Source organism: Candidatus Methanoperedens sp. (assembly GCA_027460535.1).
Lineage (GTDB): Archaea > Halobacteriota > Methanosarcinia > Methanosarcinales > Methanoperedenaceae > Methanoperedens.
Genome location: JAPZAR010000031.1, coordinates 1 through 18,757, shown reverse-complemented (window position 1 = coordinate 18,757; position 18,757 = coordinate 1). Strand labels below are relative to the sequence as shown.

At 40.6% G+C, this 18,757-nt stretch carries 18 protein-coding genes and 4 tRNA genes; 11 read left to right on the top strand and 11 right to left on the bottom strand.

Features of this window, described 5'->3' with window-relative positions; all coding sequences use genetic code 11:
• Positions 1–4 precede the first annotated feature (4 nt).
• Entirely contained in the window at positions 5–1,069 is a 1,065-nt protein-coding gene (locus O8C65_14335) for a PGF-pre-PGF domain-containing protein (GenBank protein ID MCZ7358095.1), read from the top strand.
• A 154-nt stretch (positions 1,070–1,223) separates the two neighbouring features.
• Positions 1,224–4,154 carry an S-layer protein domain-containing protein gene (locus O8C65_14330; GenBank protein ID MCZ7358094.1) on the top strand — a complete coding sequence of 977 codons (2,931 nt, stop codon included), beginning with the start codon at positions 1,224–1,226 and terminating at the stop codon, positions 4,152–4,154.
• Between the two features lie 7 nt (positions 4,155–4,161).
• On the opposite strand, the gene O8C65_14325 is transcribed toward O8C65_14330, so the two are convergent.
• A tRNA-Val gene (locus O8C65_14325) sits at positions 4,162–4,235 on the bottom strand.
• Positions 4,236–4,358: 123 nt separating this feature from the next.
• Between O8C65_14325 and O8C65_14320 the strand changes: the two genes are divergently transcribed.
• Positions 4,359–4,431 (top strand) — tRNA-Asp (locus O8C65_14320).
• Positions 4,432–4,632: 201 nt separating this feature from the next.
• On the opposite strand, the gene O8C65_14315 is transcribed toward O8C65_14320, so the two are convergent.
• From O8C65_14315 to O8C65_14275, 9 genes are all read right to left on the bottom strand, one after another.
• Positions 4,633–5,481 (bottom strand): beta-ketoacyl-ACP reductase, encoded by an 849-nt coding sequence (locus tag O8C65_14315; protein ID MCZ7358093.1) that lies wholly within the window; start codon positions 5,479–5,481, stop codon positions 4,633–4,635.
• Positions 5,482–5,491: 10 nt separating this feature from the next.
• Positions 5,492–6,670, bottom strand: coding sequence for an acetyl-CoA C-acetyltransferase (locus O8C65_14310; protein MCZ7358092.1), 1,179 nt, complete (start codon positions 6,668–6,670; stop codon positions 5,492–5,494).
• Positions 6,671–6,679: 9 nt separating this feature from the next.
• On the bottom strand, positions 6,680–7,417 hold the full coding sequence (gene fabG, locus O8C65_14305; GenBank protein MCZ7358091.1) for a 3-oxoacyl-ACP reductase FabG: 738 nt from the start codon (positions 7,415–7,417) through the stop codon (positions 6,680–6,682).
• Position 7,418: 1 nt separating this feature from the next.
• The gene (gene phaC / locus O8C65_14300; protein ID MCZ7358090.1) at positions 7,419–8,576 is read right to left on the bottom strand and encodes a class III poly(R)-hydroxyalkanoic acid synthase subunit PhaC; all 1,158 of its coding nucleotides are present in this window, start codon (positions 8,574–8,576) and stop codon (positions 7,419–7,421) included.
• A 21-nt stretch (positions 8,577–8,597) separates the two neighbouring features.
• The gene (locus O8C65_14295; protein ID MCZ7358089.1) at positions 8,598–9,146 is read right to left on the bottom strand and encodes a hypothetical protein; all 549 of its coding nucleotides are present in this window, start codon (positions 9,144–9,146) and stop codon (positions 8,598–8,600) included.
• Positions 9,147–9,148: 2 nt separating this feature from the next.
• A complete protein-coding gene (locus tag O8C65_14290; GenBank protein MCZ7358088.1) occupies positions 9,149–10,234 on the bottom strand; it encodes a hypothetical protein in 1,086 nt (361 codons plus the stop codon).
• Between the two features lie 326 nt (positions 10,235–10,560).
• Positions 10,561–10,845, bottom strand: a complete 285-nt coding sequence (locus tag O8C65_14285; GenBank protein ID MCZ7358087.1) for a hypothetical protein — start codon at positions 10,843–10,845, stop codon at positions 10,561–10,563.
• A gap of 419 nt (positions 10,846–11,264) precedes the next feature.
• Positions 11,265–11,573, bottom strand: coding sequence for a hypothetical protein (locus O8C65_14280; GenBank protein ID MCZ7358086.1), 309 nt, complete (start codon positions 11,571–11,573; stop codon positions 11,265–11,267).
• Between the two features lie 208 nt (positions 11,574–11,781).
• A complete protein-coding gene (locus O8C65_14275; GenBank protein ID MCZ7358085.1) occupies positions 11,782–11,997 on the bottom strand; it encodes a V-type ATP synthase subunit K in 216 nt (71 codons plus the stop codon).
• Positions 11,998–12,257: 260 nt separating this feature from the next.
• Between O8C65_14275 and O8C65_14270 the strand changes: the two genes are divergently transcribed.
• The 8 genes from O8C65_14270 to O8C65_14235 all read left to right on the top strand — a co-directional run bounded on the left by O8C65_14270 (position 12,258) and on the right by O8C65_14235 (position 16,825).
• Positions 12,258–12,509, top strand: a complete 252-nt coding sequence (locus O8C65_14270; protein ID MCZ7358084.1) for a hypothetical protein — start codon at positions 12,258–12,260, stop codon at positions 12,507–12,509.
• Positions 12,506–12,814 carry a hypothetical protein gene (locus tag O8C65_14265; protein MCZ7358083.1) on the top strand — a complete coding sequence of 103 codons (309 nt, stop codon included), beginning with the start codon at positions 12,506–12,508 and terminating at the stop codon, positions 12,812–12,814. The genes O8C65_14270 and O8C65_14265 overlap by 4 nt, the downstream gene beginning before the upstream one ends.
• A gap of 525 nt (positions 12,815–13,339) precedes the next feature.
• Entirely contained in the window at positions 13,340–14,161 is an 822-nt protein-coding gene (locus O8C65_14260) for a response regulator (protein MCZ7358082.1), read from the top strand.
• 560 nt (positions 14,162–14,721) lie between these two features.
• Positions 14,722–15,123 carry a hypothetical protein gene (locus O8C65_14255; GenBank protein MCZ7358081.1) on the top strand — a complete coding sequence of 134 codons (402 nt, stop codon included), beginning with the start codon at positions 14,722–14,724 and terminating at the stop codon, positions 15,121–15,123.
• Positions 15,124–15,313: 190 nt separating this feature from the next.
• Complete coding sequence (locus O8C65_14250) at positions 15,314–15,490, top strand: hypothetical protein (protein ID MCZ7358080.1); 177 nt, start codon at positions 15,314–15,316, stop codon at positions 15,488–15,490.
• Positions 15,491–15,538: 48 nt separating this feature from the next.
• Positions 15,539–16,582, top strand: coding sequence for a DUF1464 family protein (locus O8C65_14245; GenBank protein MCZ7358079.1), 1,044 nt, complete (start codon positions 15,539–15,541; stop codon positions 16,580–16,582).
• A 63-nt stretch (positions 16,583–16,645) separates the two neighbouring features.
• Positions 16,646–16,720 (top strand) — tRNA-Arg (locus tag O8C65_14240).
• Positions 16,721–16,753: 33 nt separating this feature from the next.
• A tRNA-Thr gene (locus O8C65_14235) sits at positions 16,754–16,825 on the top strand.
• Between the two features lie 231 nt (positions 16,826–17,056).
• Here the strand turns inward: O8C65_14235 and O8C65_14230 are convergent.
• Positions 17,057–18,757: carboxypeptidase-like regulatory domain-containing protein (locus O8C65_14230; GenBank protein MCZ7358078.1), on the bottom strand; the 1,701-nt coding region annotated here is incomplete at its 5' end.

The following is an 18,757-nucleotide window of genomic DNA, read 5'->3' as shown; positions in this document are numbered from 1 at the left end:
TATTATGAAAAAAATTCTCTTCTCAATTTTTTTCCTGTTAGCAATAATACCTGTAATGGCATCGGATGGGAACCCATTTACTGTATTCGGCCGGGTAACTGATACCGATGGCACGCCCATAAATGGTGTGACAGTAGTGCTTTCAGTTTCTGGAGGTTCAAATAGTACTACCACCGCAAATGTGACTCAGACAACTGGAGGTATTGCCAGCGGATATTATGTATTCCAGCTCGCAAACCTGCCAGTCAGTGTCAATGCAGGCGATTCCATGACGATAACAGCAACTGCTACCGGGAAGTCGGCTTCATGGACCGGACCAAGAGCAGCTTTAGATGACCAGGAGGAAAATCTACAACTTTCAACAGGAAGCAGCGGCAGTGGTCCATCAGGTGGCGGTGGTGGTGGCCCATCAGGCGGCGGCGGTGGCGGCGGGACATCAGGTGAGAATTACTCAAATATCCAGGCTAAAGAGTCCAAAGAAGAGTTCATAGCCAAGGATCTGCCGACAAGATACAATTTCACTACTCCAATACTCCCAGTCTATCAGCTCGAAATCATTGGGGCTGTCAGTGCAGGGTTGATAAATACTCAGATCGAACTTCTAAAAGATACGTCAACACTTGTAAAAACAAGCGCACCTGGGACCGTTTATAGATACGTCAATATCTGGGTCGGAACATCTGGCTTCGCAGTTCCAAAGAACATAAAAGAAGCTACTGTAAGATTCAAGGTCGAGAATTCATGGCTCATATCGAACGAATTCAAAGATACCGATGTTGCCCTTGAAAGATGGGATGGAACAAAATGGGAACTCCTGGAAACTGGATCCAAAGGAAAAGATGAGCTTTTCACTCACTTTGAGGCAAAGACAAATTCCTTCTCGCCATTTGCAATAACAAGCTTGAAGGGCGTGGTGGTACCGGCTGAAACACCTGTAGCGGGGGAAGAAACACCACAAAAACCAGGGCCAACTGCAGTGACAATACCTGTAAAGAAGACACCGGGATTTAATGCCGCCATGGCAATGATATTGCTTTTGGCAGGTTATATGTTCGGACGGAAGAGGTGATGGCCCCTATCATTTTTTAATATTTATCCAAATTCTTACATGTCCTTAATAATAATAAAAACGTAATTAAATTATAAAAATGCATGTCATAAATAACAGATCTATAATTTTCAGTCTGCTCCTATTTATCACTATAAACCTGATGCCTGCCGCAATGGCAGGGTTTGAAAACTGCATTGATTGTCATGGGACTATTTTGGCGGGGATGCCATACGTAAATCTTACTTCCTTAAATAACAGTATGCATGGACGAGTGAACAATGTAAATGATTTGAACTATGCTTGTTATGCCTGCCACTGGGATGGCACTCCTCCAAAAATCCATCCAATAGATCTAAGCCTGGTAAAAATGTGTTCAGATTGTCATGTCAGCAATCTTTTCAATGCACCTTTGGTTAGCGAGCACATACAAAATGGTAAAGACATTAACATATCCACGAGCTGTACTACCTGCCATAGCAACAGTGTAGATACGAATGCCTCTTATTTTAACATATTTGACCGGGTATCTCATTATGGAACAACCAATAACCTTATCCAATCAAAGGATTGCGCCTTTTGCCATTACAATAACAGTGGAAATAGTATATGGGGGGCACCAAATGATCCCAGAATCTCCTTTGTTGCCTTGAACCATACTCCATTTACAGCCAGCACAGAATGCTATGGCTGCCATGTGCGCGGCGGCGGAACTCCTCCAACTTTCCACGATAGTACCATGGGTTTAGGGGGTAACAAAAATTGCATTAGCTGTCACGATATTGGAGGAGCTGCGCCATACCATGTTAATTTTTCAGCCGCCAATGACGATAAAGCGGTACATAGGACTCTGAATGCAAATGCTATAACTTCTTTAAACAGCAACAATCTCCGCTGCTGGGCTTGCCATGGAGATGGGGATGGAAGTGAGAATGCACAGCCTGCAGGTGGGCATCCACTAAATTACAAAACTCCAAAAAACTGTAACAACAATGACTGCCATTCACTCTCACAATCCCCCTATCAAGAGCCTATGGTTTATTCGCATTTCCAGAATGCAAGCCTAAATGGTAATCAAAATAATGCTACAAATTATAATATAACCACTTCAGTACAATGCCAAATCTGCCATCTAAACAGTCTGGTGATAACGGATAATAATACGGATCTGGCTCTTACATCACATTACGCGTCGACAGATAATTTAATTGATTCTTTCAAGTGCACCTATTGCCATCTGGTTAAAAACAATAGTGAAGCCTGGGGCAATGCAACTTTAATATACAAGAATACAACCTCGCTTATTGAACTTGAAAAAGAACGAAATAAACTAACAGCTTTTGAGGGAGAGAGCGTATATCTCGGTAATGGATATTCTTTGAAAGTGGTGGAGATCTCCTCAGAAAGGAGTGAGGCTTTAATTCAGCTTTTAAAGAACTATAGTATTGTAGATGAATTCTCAATAGGTGTTGGCTCTCAATATAACTATGAGGAATATACTACTATAGACAATGGAACGTTCAAGATGCCTATTATTATCCTGAATATAACATCAATATTCAAAGGCGCAAATCAAAGCCTCATTCAGTTCAGTGGATTCAGGACAGCTAGAGTCCATGCAGAAACCAACAGCACTGCGTGCTTTGCCTGTCATCTGTACCGGTATTCTCCAGAAAAACAACGGTATCTGGTTATTGACAGAGATCTAGAAGAAAACCCCAATAATGATATCATATATTTCACCAATGTATTCGTTGATTTCATATCTGAAAATAAAAGTAAGATATACTATAATGGCGACGATTATGTTTTAAACCAGATCAACACCGATTTTGGGACATTCCTTCCCTCTCCCTCGTTACAGAAATATCTAAAGGTGGGGGAAACGTGGAACCTTGGAGAGAACATTTCTCTGAAACTTAATGACGTTAGTACTGATAGCAAACAGGCATTGCTGGCTTTAATGATTAACAATAGCGTTGTCGAGGATTGGGCAGTTACCAGCGGTTCTGAGTTTAGTTATACCCGTCCAATCAGATATAAAGGATACCAAGATATCAATGTAACAATTTTCAGCGCAAACCTTACGTCAGTTGTTCAGGCAAATCCAAATTTCGTAATACTTAAGGACGTGCTGGCGATTTCACCCTCGATAATGAAAACTACCGCCAACACCACAGCTTTTGGGTATAATAGCAGCTGGCTTTTTCCCAATGATACCTTCATAGTGGGGAAAGTACCGGAAAATCTTCACATACCGAACCTGTATACCGATCAAAGGATGTGGGCTGATTGCGTTAACTGCCATGATACATCAAGAAAACTTAATATTCCTAATTTTGATGCAGTTTCATCAAGATTAGGAAAGCACGACAGATTGAACGGAAATGCATCCATTGATACCCTTTTGTCGGATTCGATTGATAAAGCATGCTGGGCATGCCACACTTTGGACAGCCAAGAGCCGCAGTCGCATGTTCCAACATACACTACACCAAGATCTTGCAAATCCTGTCACATCTATCAGGAAAATCCAAATTTTGGGGCAATAAATATCAGCGACGAGCCACATGCGCTGGAACAGAATTGCGAATCCTGTCACATCCTGCAATCACACAATCTAAAAAGATTTCTGGTTTCACCGGTGATAAGGGAGGCGGCTCTGGATAATATCGAAGCTGTCAAAGGCGAAAAGTTAAAACTGACTGCGAGGGCAATGGCAGGTTATAAGATGAAAATAAGGGCAGCCGAGTATTTTATGGATAGAATGGGCACTTCCGGGAATGGAACACCGCTTGGCCTGATAAATGGTACATATGACTCGCAGGTAGAGGATGTTACAGCAGAGATAAATACAACTAATATTTCAGTCGGAGCACATGTAATTTATATACATGCTATGGAGAGGAACAATAATTGGGGGGAGTTCTATCCTGTAAATTTTACGATAACTGAGAAATCAATGGTATCCGACATAAAGAAGGTCATCCACAACGTACTTGGTTCAGTCATACTTGCTTTAATAACCGGATTAACGGCAGCATACCTTTTCTATTCAAAGCCTTTGTGGAGATTATACTCGATTTCAAAGCTGGTTCGAAAATGAACTTGTATGGGCCCGCTGAGAATCGAACTCAGGATCTCCGCTGTGTGAGAGCGACGTCATAGCCGACTAGACCACGAGCCCTTTCTTTTGTCTGATAGTATCTATTCCTCATAAGATTATCGTTATTAAAGCTGGACTCCCAAAAATCCTGCATTTAACAAAAGGCTTAAATGCGAAAAAACCATTTAAGCGAATCCCTGCAAAGTCCGGATAGTGTAGCGGCCTATCATGAGGGCCTGTCGAGCCCCCGACCCGGGTTCAAATCCCGGTCCGGACGTCCTTTTTTTTGTTCAAATCCCTACATAGTGTTAATAATATTTCTATAGTGCACTTGCACTCGTGCTTGCTTCAGACTTTTAAAGTTCACCTTCTCACCAGTTCATCGAGATTATCGCAATAGCTATTTTCATATCTCCTTCCTTCCATGGCCAAAAATCCTCTAACCCCACCAATGCAAAAAATTATGGGAACCCTTCACTCAGATATAAAGTCCCCCATTTATATCTATCACCTGACCTGTTATGTAATCCCCGTCCAGTGATGCCAAGTAGGCCACCGCACCTGCGACCTCGGATGCCTTCCCCAGTCTTCCAAGTGGTATTTTGGCAAGAATCTTTTCGATTATTTCATCAGGAACCCCTTTTACCATATCAGTATCTATAAATCCCGGGGCTATTGCATTTACAGTTATACCCTTGCCAGCAAACTCCTTTGCCAGTGCTTTTGTAAGACCTATCATGCCTGCCTTTGAAGCTGTATAGTTCGCCTGGCCGAAATTGCCCATTCTTCCCACAACCGATGAAATGTTCACAATCCTGCCATATTTCCTTTCCAGCATTCCTTCTATGAATGCTTTGGTGCAGTAGAAGGTTCCATCCAGGTTCACCGACATAACATCTCCCCACATATCAGGAGTCATTTTGACAAAAGATTTATCCCTGACTATTCCTGCGTTATTAACCAGAATGTCTATTTTCCCGAACTGCCCGATCACTTCGTCCCGCATCCTGTTTACCTGCTCAAGATTACTGACGTTTGCCTGGTATACATAAGAGTGCCTTCCGATAGCCTCTATTAACTTTGATATTTCCTTTGCTTGCTCTTTATTATCCATGTGGTTTATCTTTATGGTTAATTTTTCAAGTTCATCTGCCATGCCAATCTGGTCAATCAGCTTTGATACCTTCTCGGCATGCTCTCTTGTGTTCTGATAGTTGATAACAACGTCAGCGCCGTCTTCCGCAAGCCGCAAGGCAATCGCCCGCCCGATTCCTCTTGAGCCTCCAGTGACCAGAGCAACTTTTCCTTCCAATTTTTTTCCATTCATGTTCATAATATCACCTCTTTACCACCATAGCAATACCCTGCCCACCTCCGATACAGAGTGCAGCAAGGCCGTATGTGCCTTTCCTTCTCCTTAATTCATAGAGAAGAGTAACCAATATCCTTGCACCGCTTGCTCCTATGGGATGCCCCAGGGCTATAGCGCCGCCGTTAACGTTAACATGTTCTGGATTAAAACCCAGTTCTCTGATAACAGCGATGCTCTGCGCTGCAAAGGCTTCATTGAGTTCTATCAGGTCAAGCTCACCTGCGGAGATATTGGCACGCTGTAGAGCTTTTTTACTTGCATCAATAGGCCCAATGCCCATTATTTCCGGAGGCACGCCGCCTAACCCGTAGCTTTTGATAGTCGCCAGAGGCTCAAGTCCTTTATCTTTTGCCTTTTCTTCAGACATCAAAAGAACCGCAGCGGCTCCATCGTTAATTCCTGATGCGTTCCCCGCAGTTACTGTCCCGTTCTTTTTAAATGCAGGTTTTAATTTTGCAAGTATCTCTTTCGTTGTGCCGAATCTGGGAAACTCATCTGTATCAAAGAACACAGGCTCGCCTTTTGGCTGGGGAACTTCTACTGGAATAATCTCCTCTTTAAACTTGCCTGCCTTGATAGCAGCCTCTGCTTTATTCTGGCTTTGTGCCGAGAATTCATCCTGTTCTTCCCGTGTAACATTATATTTTTCCGCTACGTTCTCTGCTGTTATACCCATATGGTAATTGTTGAAAATATCCCACAGCCCATCATATATCATCAAATCCACAACTTCATCGTTTCCCATCTTTGCTCCCCAGCGGTTTTTTTTCAGCGCATACGGAGCCATGGACATGGACTCGACGCCGCCTGCCAGAACAACATCTGCATCACCGAGCATGATAGATTGTGCCCCCAGAACGACTGACTTCAAACCCGAGCCGCATACTTTGTTCACGCAATAGGAGGGTATCTCTTTTGGAATCCCCGCTCCGATTGCAGCCTGCCTTGCCACATTCTGACCATGACCTGCTGAAAGAACATTTCCCAGGATTACCTCATCAACGTCATTTGATTCAACATTACCCCTTTTCAAGGCATCTTTCAATACAACAGAACCAAGCTGTCCTGGGCTAAAATCCTTAAGAATTCCCCCGAATTTCCCGACTGCGGCTCTTGTTGCCGATACAATAACTACATTATTCATACTTCTCACCTATATTATGAGTCCTCCATCAACGCAAAGCACCGCACCGGTAACAAACCTCGCCTCTTCTGAAGCAAGATATAAATATGCATGTGCAACATCTTTTGGTTCACCCAGCCTGCGCAGTGGAGTTTTTTCTCTCATCATTTCAAGTATTTTTTCAGGTACATTTGAGGTCATTGGAGTCATTATAAATCCAGGTGCCACTGCATTGACCCTTATCCCCTTTTTCCCAAGTTCCTTTGCCAGGGTCTTTGTCATGCCAATTAGACCGGCTTTGGTTGAAGCATAGTTGGTCTGCCCGACATTGCCATTCAGTCCGACGATGGAAGATGTATTGATAATTGCACCACTTCCTTGATTGATCATAGCTTCAACCACAGCCTGGATACAATTAAAAGGCCCTTTAAGATTGATATTAATAACCCTGTCCCACTGTTCCTCTGTCATTTTTGTTACGAGGGCATCCTGAACAATGCCTGCATTATTTATCAAAACATCTATTCTACCATATTTTTCCAGAGTAGTTTTAACCATCTGTTTTGATTGTTCCCTGTTGGTTACATCCAGTTTAGCAAAAAATGCCTCTCCATTTTTCTTGATCTCTGCCACTGTCTCCTCACCAGCCTTTTCATTTACATCGGCGACAACAACGTTAGCTCCTTCTTTTGCAAACAGGAGTGCAGTCTCTTTACCAATACCGCTTCCTGCCCCAGTAATAATTGCAACCTTATTTTCAAGTCTCATTTTATACTCCTCCTTGCCTTGCGACTCTTTCCTTTTTGTTTGAATTTCTTTTCCTCGATTTGTTCAAACTTCTCTTCTCGCTTCCATCAAGGGACCTTGGTTTTAACCACTCAGTAATCTTAGGACAAACCACTTTCTGGGATTTTGAACCCACAAATATACCTATATGCCCTGTCGGAAAAACAAGCATTTCTTTATCAGAACTTGATACCGCATCATTCAGTGGTTTACTTGCTTCATTGGGAACTAAATGGTCAAATTCCGCCATGATATTAAGCAGTGGCATGGAGATCTCTTTCAAATTAATCTCCTTTCCATCGATCACCATCTTGTTTTTAATGAGCAAGTTCTTCTGGTAGCAGTCTTTGACGAACTGCCTGATGGCCTCACCCGCCTGTCCTGGGCTGTCGAATATCCATTTTTCCATTCTCAAAAAGTTGCTGACAGTTTCTTCATTGCGAAGCTCGCATGCAGCATCACCAGGTTCACATTCAATTCTCTCAAGCAGGCCTACATACTTGTCAATCATAAGCCTGAATGGGTCTGTGAGCAAGAATCCCCCATTAAGGAAATCTCCTGGAACAATTCCATAATAGTCCACGATTTTGTCCACGTCTAAGCTCTTTGCCCAGATATGAAGAAGTCCTTTATCTGTATCAAAGTTTATGGGGGCCACTAAAGTGATCAGGTTCTTTACTTTTTCTGGGTGCAGTGCAGCGTACATCACAGAAAAGGTTCCTCCCTGGCATACACCGAGCAGCGTGATCTTATCCAATCCAGACCGTTCTCGAATCTTATCCACTGCATTATTTACATAACCGATCACATAATCGTCGATTGTAAGATATCTGTCTGCGCCCGAGGGATACCCCCAATCAATGATATAGACATCAAAACCCTCATCCAGCAGCTTCTTTATCACACTTTTATCTGGCTGGAGATCCAGAATATAGTACCGGTTCACAAGTGCGTACACTATGAGTATTGGAACTGGATATGTTTTTTCTACGATCGGGATATAATGGATAAGTTTCATCTTATCTTCGCGAAATATTATCTCTGAAGGCGTGGTTCCAACCGAAAAATCGGGGGGCTCCAGGAATAGTTCCACCCCATGTTTGAATTTCTCATAATCTCCTATTAAATTAAGTGCGTTCATGGTATCTCATCACCCAAAAACCTATTTTTTCTCTTTTAGTTCTTTGATCTGGCTGGTCAGTTCTTTTACTGTTTTCTTTAGAGAATACAACTCTTTGTTGATCTCGTCGATATCCGTCTTTGTAGGGAGATTCATAGGTTTCAGATAATTCTCTTCAAGCATTTCCCTGTTGTATTTTTGAAATTCTATTAAATACGAATTCAATTTCCCCATGTCCGACGCAAAATGACCTGATTTCAGGAATTCCCTGAAGGTCTCGCTGTAAGTTTCAATCCAGATCTTGTAAAAATCCTTATATTTCTCAGGGGTGATTTCCCCTTCCATATCAGTTGCAGTCTTTTCACGCACTCTGCGCATTGCTTCTGTAAATATACTCTGGAAATTGAAATTGGAATCCATCCCTGCAGTATAAAGGTTGATAAAGGTAGAGAAACCCTTCATCATTTTTTCAGATTTCTCACGTGTTGGACCAAGGGCAGGCATCTCGACGAGCCTGCCCATTGTGGCATTGTATGTCCTTAACCACAGGTCAAAAAATTCCTGGGTGGATTCGAAACTGGATTTTTCCATATTTAAGCCTGGCTTGCAGAGCTTGAATATGATTTCACCCACATCTTGGAAATCTTGGTAAATGTGTCTGCATATATCTTAGCTGCATTCTTTACGGGCTCCAGAATCTCTTTCATTGGTCCGACCGCAGGAGTGTCCTCAAAGAAGCTGTCAAAAGCCTTTTCATACATCCTTACCCATAAATTATAAAATTCTTTAGACGCCTCTGGATCAGCAGTTCGTTTTGATAGCTCCTCAGCCTTTTCAGACAGGTTTTCAAGTGCAGCTATCCAGGACTTGTAAAGGTTCAGATAAATGTTTGCACTCAATGCGAAATTCTCAAATACTTCCTTTGAAGGCTGCGATCGGAAATCAAACAACTTGCCGTAGGTCTCCTGATATGTAACCTGCCATAGTGTATAAAATTCCTTATAAGCTTCGGGACTTGCTCCTCCCTTGGAGATTTCTGCTGCTTTCTCAGAAAGTTTCGATACAGACGCCATCCACGGCTCGTAGAGTTTCGCATACGAATTTTTCCATAGTTTTGATATCTGTAAAAATGTCTCAGAGTAGAAATCGGGTATGCCTGTGTAATTTTCGAAGAGATTTTTTATATTTTCCCGGGCTGGCAGTTCAAGAAGCTCATCGAATATTTTTCCGTACGATTTTATCCATAGATCATAGGCTTCTTTATATTTTACAGGATCAGGTTCGCCTTTAAGTACCTCTCTTGTCTTCTGGGAATTCTCCTCTAACCTGGCAATCCATGACCTGTAGAGCTTATTCGATTCCTCTGCACCGATCAGCAGTCTCTCGAGTGTCTCTTTATTGGATTTCAGAGTCGGGATCGGATAAAAATCACCAAAGGTATTCTGGTATGTTTTCACCCATTCGTCATAAAATTCCTTATATTGCTTTGGTGCAGCATCCTTCGGGAGTAGAGCCGCCTTCTCAAATAGCTCTCCTGTGGATTCGAGCCAGGGCTTGTATAGCTTTATGTAGGAATCCTCCCACATTTTTGAAACGGCTGTGTAGCTGTCAGCCCATGTCTTGAAAATATCCTTCTTTTCTTCTTTTATATCTTTTCTTTCTTCAGTTTTCTTAACCATGTTTATTCACATCTTTTTAATTTTATTTACTATTTTAATTTATTTTTTAATCCAAAAGCCTCAACGCCTTAGTAGGTCGATGCTCAGCAGCTCCAGAAGATGGGGAAAACATTTGGAAAAAGAGTCGCTGATGCCTGCTGGCTTCAGTCCGGGATGGATCTCTCTCTCCTACCAACTTCTTGATATCAAGCAGTGGTATGTGGTATTCTCTGGATATATCAAGTATAGCTTTCATCATAGCTTCATGTTCGTTCGTACCGCTATGCATGAAGGTCTTCTTTCCGAGATAGCTGTCAATACATCAAATATATCCATGTTTCGCCAACTTACCCCTGGTTTTTGCTCAACATTTCTTCTAAAATTTCATCGGTACTTAGAAGATATCTTGATCTTTCCAGGTCTATCTCCCCAACATTCTTCCATGAAGGCCATTCATGGATAAGTCTTCTCTTGGGGAAACCCTTCATCAAGTCAGGAACTGATCCCAATTTCTTCTCTATATCCTCAAGCGTATCTTCGTATAACCCATCAAGGTTGACGTTAGCAAATGACCCTTCATAATTAATTTGCTGGACGGAATCCTCTGGTACATCTATTTCTTTAAATTCCATTCAATTCACCTCTTAATTTATTTATTCCTCACGGACATCTCCACATTTTTGTTTATGAGGAGATGACAATCAATCTTTGGATATTTACACATAATATCAGACCTCCGGATTTATCAGAAACTTTTTGCGCTTCCTGACTCGGTTCTGTCAGTAGTGAATCTTTTCTGAATATACGCTATGATATTGCTGGCTGCTATAAATGTCAGAAACACCAGTTCCAATGCGTAAGTAGTTCTAATCATTATGCTCAGAATAATGAGTTGGAAAATAATATAACCATTCATTTTTCAAATTTTATTTCTCAATTTATTTCAGAATTTGGTTCAAAAATTGAAAATAACAGACATTGGAATATTTTCAAAAATGGAAGCAAACTACAATACCCACCTCTTCCTTCTGGACAAAAGCTTCTTTATTGCTTATTCAAGAACCAGACTGGTAGACAGTGCATCAGCTCCGCCGAAAGAGCGGTCGCTCAAGAGTATCGTTTCGTCAGCTCCCAGTGCCAGAGCTTTTCGCAATGTTGCCTCAGTATTAGGGGGCCCCATTGAAATAACCGCTAGGCGAAACCCATATTTTTCTTGGAATCTGAGGCTTTCCTCTAAAGCGTAGGTATCAAACGGATTAATGATGAAAGGCACTCCCTGTCTAATCAAGATACCAGTGATCAGGTCAACGTTGACCTGAGTAGTACCTGTCTGGCACACGCGACATCTATCTACACGCATGTAAATTATACAAGAGCAGGAGGACTAATTTTTAAATAGAGATTAAATATAGAGTCCTCCATTAATATCCCATTTGTATTTTTACTCGTATTTTCCTTCAATGTATGGCTTCATTTCTTTCAATACAATCGCTACGAATGCTATGATGTATATTGCAGCAAGGGATACAGTTATAAGAAGTATCATTTCTATCATGGTTGTCACCTCCTTAATTCACAAATAATACGATCAGGGCAATCACGAGTCCGAAGATCGCGATGGTTTCAGGAATTACAGTCATTATGAGACCTTTGCTAAAGAATTTTTCATCTTCTGCCATGGCTCCGATTGCCGCTGCTCCTATCGTCTGTTCTGCTAATCCTGCGCCAATTGCGCCACCAGCAAATGCTACTCCCGCTCCGATTATTGCTAAATCTCCTACCATTTACTTTCCTCCTTTTGTCTTTGGTTTTGTAAGAAATACTAATTCCAATGCGTATGCAGTCATCATTATTATAATTATAATGATTTTGTGCACAATATAACCATTTATTTTTCAGAATTTGGTTCAAAAATTGAAACATGGTATGTTTAAATAGTTAATATGGTAATTATTATAATTATGAAAAATGAAGAACGAGACATAAGAGGCTAACGCCCATTCATATGACGAAAAATCAACAGCCTGTGTGATTATGCTTACGCATGGGCCGATATAATATATTGCGAGGTGATGATACGAATATTGCAGGTGCCGTAAGGGAGCAACTCGTGGATAAAAGATTAAAATATGTTACAGCCGCTGCAGTAGCTGGTGCTGTTATGTTAGCTGCTTATTATTACCCGGCAGAGGCGTTCATTGCTTTTGTTTTGTGGGTGTCTCCTGGCATCCCGTTAATCTTGATAGTGATTTTGATATATAAGTTGTTTTTCGAGAAAAGGAGGACATCGATATGAGTAAATGCAACATGGACGAATTCAACAGGGAAAAATGGAAGATGCCCAGATGGGCAAAGTACACAACTTCTTTGATAGCTGGAGTTTTTATGGCTTTCGTACTGGGATGGCTGTTCCTTATTCCAGTGGCTGTCGTTGTACTTCTGGCCTACGGGCTTGTGGTATCTATGAAGGACAGGAAGAACAGGATCACGGTCGTTGTAAAACCAACTGAGGCTATGAAAGCCATTGCGCGCAGGGAGGAAGAACTCAAACTAGAGAAAGAAAGAATCATGTATGAAGAATCTGGCGCCGTGATAAAATAGTAACCACTGGATTCTTACAGGCTTGAGTATGAACAGATTGACTCTATTCTTCATCGCTGGACTCTTCTTATACTGGCAGGTGTCGAAGCTATTTCCGGGCAAAGCGAGGATAAGGATGTGTATCATTTTTCCACTGTCACTATCAGTATCTGATTGTTGTGGATTTCACATCAGGTACTTATTGAAGCAATTAAGATATATATTCTCTAAGTTATCTACAGAGGCGGATTCATAGTTTTTATTAATCAAGCAGGAAAATAAATACATTTGGCTTCATTCCTTTATATTTTTCAGGCATTTACGAGTGTCTTTTCTTCAAGCTTCAACTTCTCAACTATCTTATTTTCAATTTTTATTTCTGAATTTTATTCAGAATTTGATTCAAAAAATTTAAATAGTAGATACATACATTGATGATAATAGAAAAATTGGGTTGGTGACAAAAGTGCGTATCGATTGTCTGCGGTGTAGAAATACTCAAATGACTTTCAAATTAAGGAAAAAATATAGAAATATTTGTGAAATATGAATAGGCAGAAAATACTTTTAGTGGATGATGATGGATCAAATAGTGAACTGCTAAGGTTAATTTTCGAAAAAGATTACGAGGTTATAACAGCATGCGATGGAAACGAAGCATTGCTCAGAGTTGAAAATGATTTGCCTGACCTGATACTTTTGGATATATTAATGCCTGGTTTAGACGGTTATGAGATATGTAGATTGCTTAAAGATAAGGACAAAACCATGTTTATACCTATCATAATGGTAACAGCTCTTATGGAAAAGAAAGATAGGATTATGGCTATTGAGGCTGGTGCAGACGATTTTCTAACCAAACCTATTGATATGGATATATTATGTACAAAAGTGAAATCACTGCTCAGGGTTAAGCGATATTATGATAATTTAATAGATGCGAATAGAGAAAAATCAGAGTTTGTAAAGAACAGGGACCAAAAGCCACCGGTTCCACCGAATTCATCTGATCAAGAAATAGTGGATATATCGCATCCATTATTAAAAATGAATCCACACATAGAAGGTATTGTTAAAAACCATCTTGAAATCATCATACTTGAAATGTTATCTAAAGAACCGTTGTGCGGCTACGACATAATAAAACAAATTTTTTCTAAATATAATGTTTTCTTGAGCCAGGGGACAGTATACCCAGTTCTATATTCCTTGAAACGAGATAATATTTTACAGGTTGAATTTGCGAAAGGTAACATGAGAACAAAAAAATATTCAGTTACTCAGGATGGAAAACCAACCATCGAGAAAAGACTAAATGAATTTATAACAGCTGAAGAATATATTTTGAAATCAATCAGGAGAGGATGATTACGATTTTTAGGAATTTGATCAATGGCTTGAATGTGGACTGCGCACTAAATGTGGACGACTGGTATAGCGACTCCAAATTAATACTCTAATGATTCAATCGCGCCAGGCATCCCATCCATTTATAATTTCCATTTGAAAAAACAGGCCTTTCGTTCAATTCATCAAAATACTGACAAATACGTTCGGTTAATTCATCTTTTGAAATTACTCTAATTCCTCTCAAAAAGCTTCCTGTCATTTTACTGAATAAATTCTCAATAACGTTTAGCTGCGAAACGTGTTTAGGAGTAAAAACAAATTGAAAATCTTTGTGGAACTGTTTCAAGATATTTTTGTGTTTCTTTTGAAGTGTGCATTCGAAGGTATTTCTTTTGGATAATATGGATCCATATCTTTTAATGAGTCAATAAATTCATTACTCTGTGGCTAAAGATTAGGTTTAATTGGTACTAAAAAGCAACGGCTGATACATTGGCACGCAACACGCCTATTCCATCAATTAACCTTATTTATCCAATGGAAATATATAGTATTACAAAAAATCATTAAAAGAGATTATGAAAGAGATTCACATCATTGCCCTCATGATAACATTAACGGGTATACAAGCAGGATTAATCCTTGGGGGGATTTTGCCTCCTTTATCCACCAATTCTTCGGTCAACACGTTGTTTCTACTTGCTCGCCTAGCAATTATTGGTTACACGGGATGGATATTTTCAGGCTCCGGCTTCAAAGAAGCTGCGATAAAAGGCGGCATTGTAACGCTTGCCGCAGTTATTACAGTTTACATGGGTATATTTATCGGGATGACCATGCATAAACCAGTTCTTGGAATAAGTTTTGCATCCCGATTTTATTTGCTTTTTAATTTACTGTTTATGGGTATAATCAATCTTATGTTCGGAACAGCATTCGCAGTGATTGGCGCGCTAATCGGAAGGAAGTTTAAGAAATGATGTTGGTTGCGGTTGCCGTGGGAGCATCTACGAAGATGCCGCATAGGTTGAAGGAATTGGGCAAATAAATAAATTTAGACACTACATAGATGTTAAACAAAAATTTGAACGTTCGGTCCGGACTTCTTTCTTTATAACCAATACAGTTAAGGCGTTTCAAAACCTCAAACATATATGGGAGGTATTGTTCTTGCTAACTAAAAGGAAAACATATTCTGAAAAATGCCCGATGTGTGGTGGTGACATCCATCCGCTAGGTGATGAAGCTGTATATTTTGACGAGCTTCCACCCGATACCCCGGTTCTTGCAGAGGTGAGTCCAGGTCATTGGGTAAAAGTGGTTGATAGAAAACCATCCAAGACCTAAAATAATCAATACATAAACATTTATGAGGTTGAACGATTACTTGAGGGTATGGTAAGAGTAATCGGCATAGACCCGGGAACAAAAAGTTTTGATTTTTGCGGTCTGGATGACGATGATGTAATTCTTGATATTTCTATCGCAACGCGGGACATCATAGAAGATTCCGGGGCAATCGCGGACATAATAACAAGAACCAGCCCGGACCTTGTCGTGGGGCCCTCGGGTTTTGGCATTCCGCTCACCGATATCAAAGATGTCGGAGAGAGGGAGCTATTTTTAATGTCCCTTATCAAACGAGAGGATAATAAAAGCTTCCTAGGCATGCGTAAATCGATAAACAGGATGATACAATTGGAGCTTCCAGTAGTTTTCATTCCCGGGGTCATTCATCTTCCAACCGTTCCCTTTTATCGGAAATTAAACAGGATTGATATGGGCACTGCTGATAAACTCTGCTGCGCAGCACTCGGGATTCGGGACCAGGCGGAGAGGGGTGAAAAGAGTTATGATAAAACATCGTTTATAATGCTGGAGATGGGCTTTGGATATACCGCGGCAGTTGCCGTAGAGGAAGGAAGAATCGTGGACGGCATCGGGGGGAGTTCAGGTAACATTGGTTTTCTTTCAATGGGATCTATGGATTCGGAGGTTGCTTACCTTCTGGGAGGATTTAATAAAGATCTGATATTTAAAGGCGGAGCCGGGACTATTGCAGGAACACCTGAAAAACTTATGGAAAATGAAGATGCTCTGAATGCATATCTGGAAGGCGCTGTTAAAGATGTCTTATCATTGACAGCTTCCGTAGAACCAGAGGAAATCCTTGTTTCAGGCAGGATTTCAAAGGTTTCAGGATTGTTTGAGGAATTAAAAAAGCGCATTGATCTTGCCCCGATAAGAAGGCTTAATGGTTTCCCTGTTAAGAAAGTCAAAGAGGCTGCCCAGGGTGCGGCGCTCATAGCCAATGGACTGATGGGAGGGAAATATAGGGAACTTGTTGATGTAATGAAAATAAAAGAGGCAAAAGGCACGTCACTGGATTATATTCTTCTTCCTGAAATCGAGGACATGAAGAGAGAATACAGTGTTTAGCAGAAATCATGAGTTCAATGCCAAAGCTTTTTAAATAATCAAGACATCTTGGGGTTTCGCGCTGGGCTCGTGGCTTAGCTCGGATATAGCGCCGGGCTTCTAACCCGGATGTCGAGGGTTCGAATCCCTCCGGGCCCGTTACAAAAATATCCCGGCAATAAAATCAAAAGCGCCTCGGTGGCTTAGGGGTATAGCGCGTCCTTGGTAAGGACGAGGTCGAGGGTTCAAATCCCTCCCGGGGCTTCATGAAACCATAGCAAAAGCCCACTTTGGAGTATAAAAGCTGGTAAAAGAGTGAGGTTTAGCATGGTTGAGGACATACACAATTTAAAAGTGTACTGGAAAGGGATACTGAGCGCGTTATCTATCAAAGTTGCCCATAGAGGACAGGGAAAGCGTTAATCGATTCTTTTGGAGCATTAACCACAATGCATTGGATGAATACTCGAAAATAGTTATGACTTTGTTGCATCGTTAAACATTTGTAGCACTTCCTGTTATAGTTCCAGTCGGCTTCTTCTCGAGTTCAATATCATGCACAACAACAGCACTTAACACCGTTGAGACGATTGAACTGTTCGTATAATACGTCGGCTCGAACGTCGCCACAATATTATATGTACCCGAAGTGACTGAGAACGAATAGAAACCCGATGCATTGGTCGTTGTTGAAATGCTGGGGTTAGTGGATACCTTTATTCCGGGAATACCAGTTTTGTTTACACTGTCCATTACTGTACCGTTAATGAACCTCACTGATGGAAGTATTGTGGTTGACATATGCGTTACCATGGTGGTATTGATATTGCCATTTGTATCCACTGTTCTTGTCCCGATTGTGTAGGTTGCTGGAGCTAAACCAGTAGCATTGTAATACTGTTCACCTTTTGAGATATTTTTCTGGAATATTCCATCGATATAAACCATCACTCGATCAAAATCAAAATCAGATGGATCTGTCCAGGTCCAATTAATGTAGTTGTGGGCATAGCTTATATTTTTGAGGTTATTAATGCTGGCGGGAGGAGTTGTATCTAGAGTTGTCGGCGTAAAACTGTAAGTGTAAGTTGTATTTACATTACCAGATCTGTCATAGGCTTTTGCATAATATTGGACGACTGTGCCGTTTTCAAATGCCCCAATATTATAATTTAAGGAAAGAGAATTTGAGTTTGGGAACCATGTTTGAGATTGCAGAGTTCCATTATTCCAATATAACTCTACTCTGCCTAAAATATCATTATCGCTTGCATTAATGGCAATTATAACATTGTCTTTATCAGTTGGATCAATTGGTGAACGAGCTACTGAAATGTTAGGCTGAGTCCTATCTAAAATTGTAAATGAATATGTGGACGTCTGTTGAGTATTTCCACTTGTATCATTTGCAACCGAATAATATTGAATTATTTTTCCAACATTAAATTTTCCTAAATTCGTGCTATTAGAAAATGGATTGCTGGGCGAGTTCCAGGTTTCGTTATGCCATGTCCCATCGTTCCAGTACAATTCTACTTTGCCTAAAATACCATTATCGCTTGCATTAATGGCAATTATAACATTGTCTTTATCAGTTGGCTCAATTGGTGAACGAGCTACTGAAATGTTAGGCTGAGTCCTGTCTAAAACTGTAAATGAATATGTGGACGTCTGTTGAGTATTTCCACTTGTATCATTTGCAACCGAATAATATTGAATTGTTTTTCCAACATCAAATTTTCCTAAATTCGTGCTATTGGAAAATGGATTGCTGGGCGAGTTCCATGTTTCGTTATGCCACGTCCCATCGTTCCAGTACAATTCTACTTTGCCTAAAATACCATTATCGCTTGCATTAATGGCAATTATAACATTGTCTTTATCAGTTGGCTCAATTGGTGAACGAGATACTGAAATGTTAGGCTGAGTCCTGTCTAAAACTGTAAATGAATATGTGGACGTCTCTTGAGTATTTCCACTTGTATCATTTGCAACCGAATAATATTGAATTGTTTTTCCAACATCAAATTTTCCTAAATTCGTGCTATTAGAAAATGGATTGCTGGGCGAGTTCCATGTTTCGTTATGCCATGTCCCATCGTTCCAGTACAATTCTACTTTGCCTAAAATACCATTATCGCTTGCATTAATGGCAATTATAACATTGTCTTTATCAGTTGGCTCAATTGGTGAACG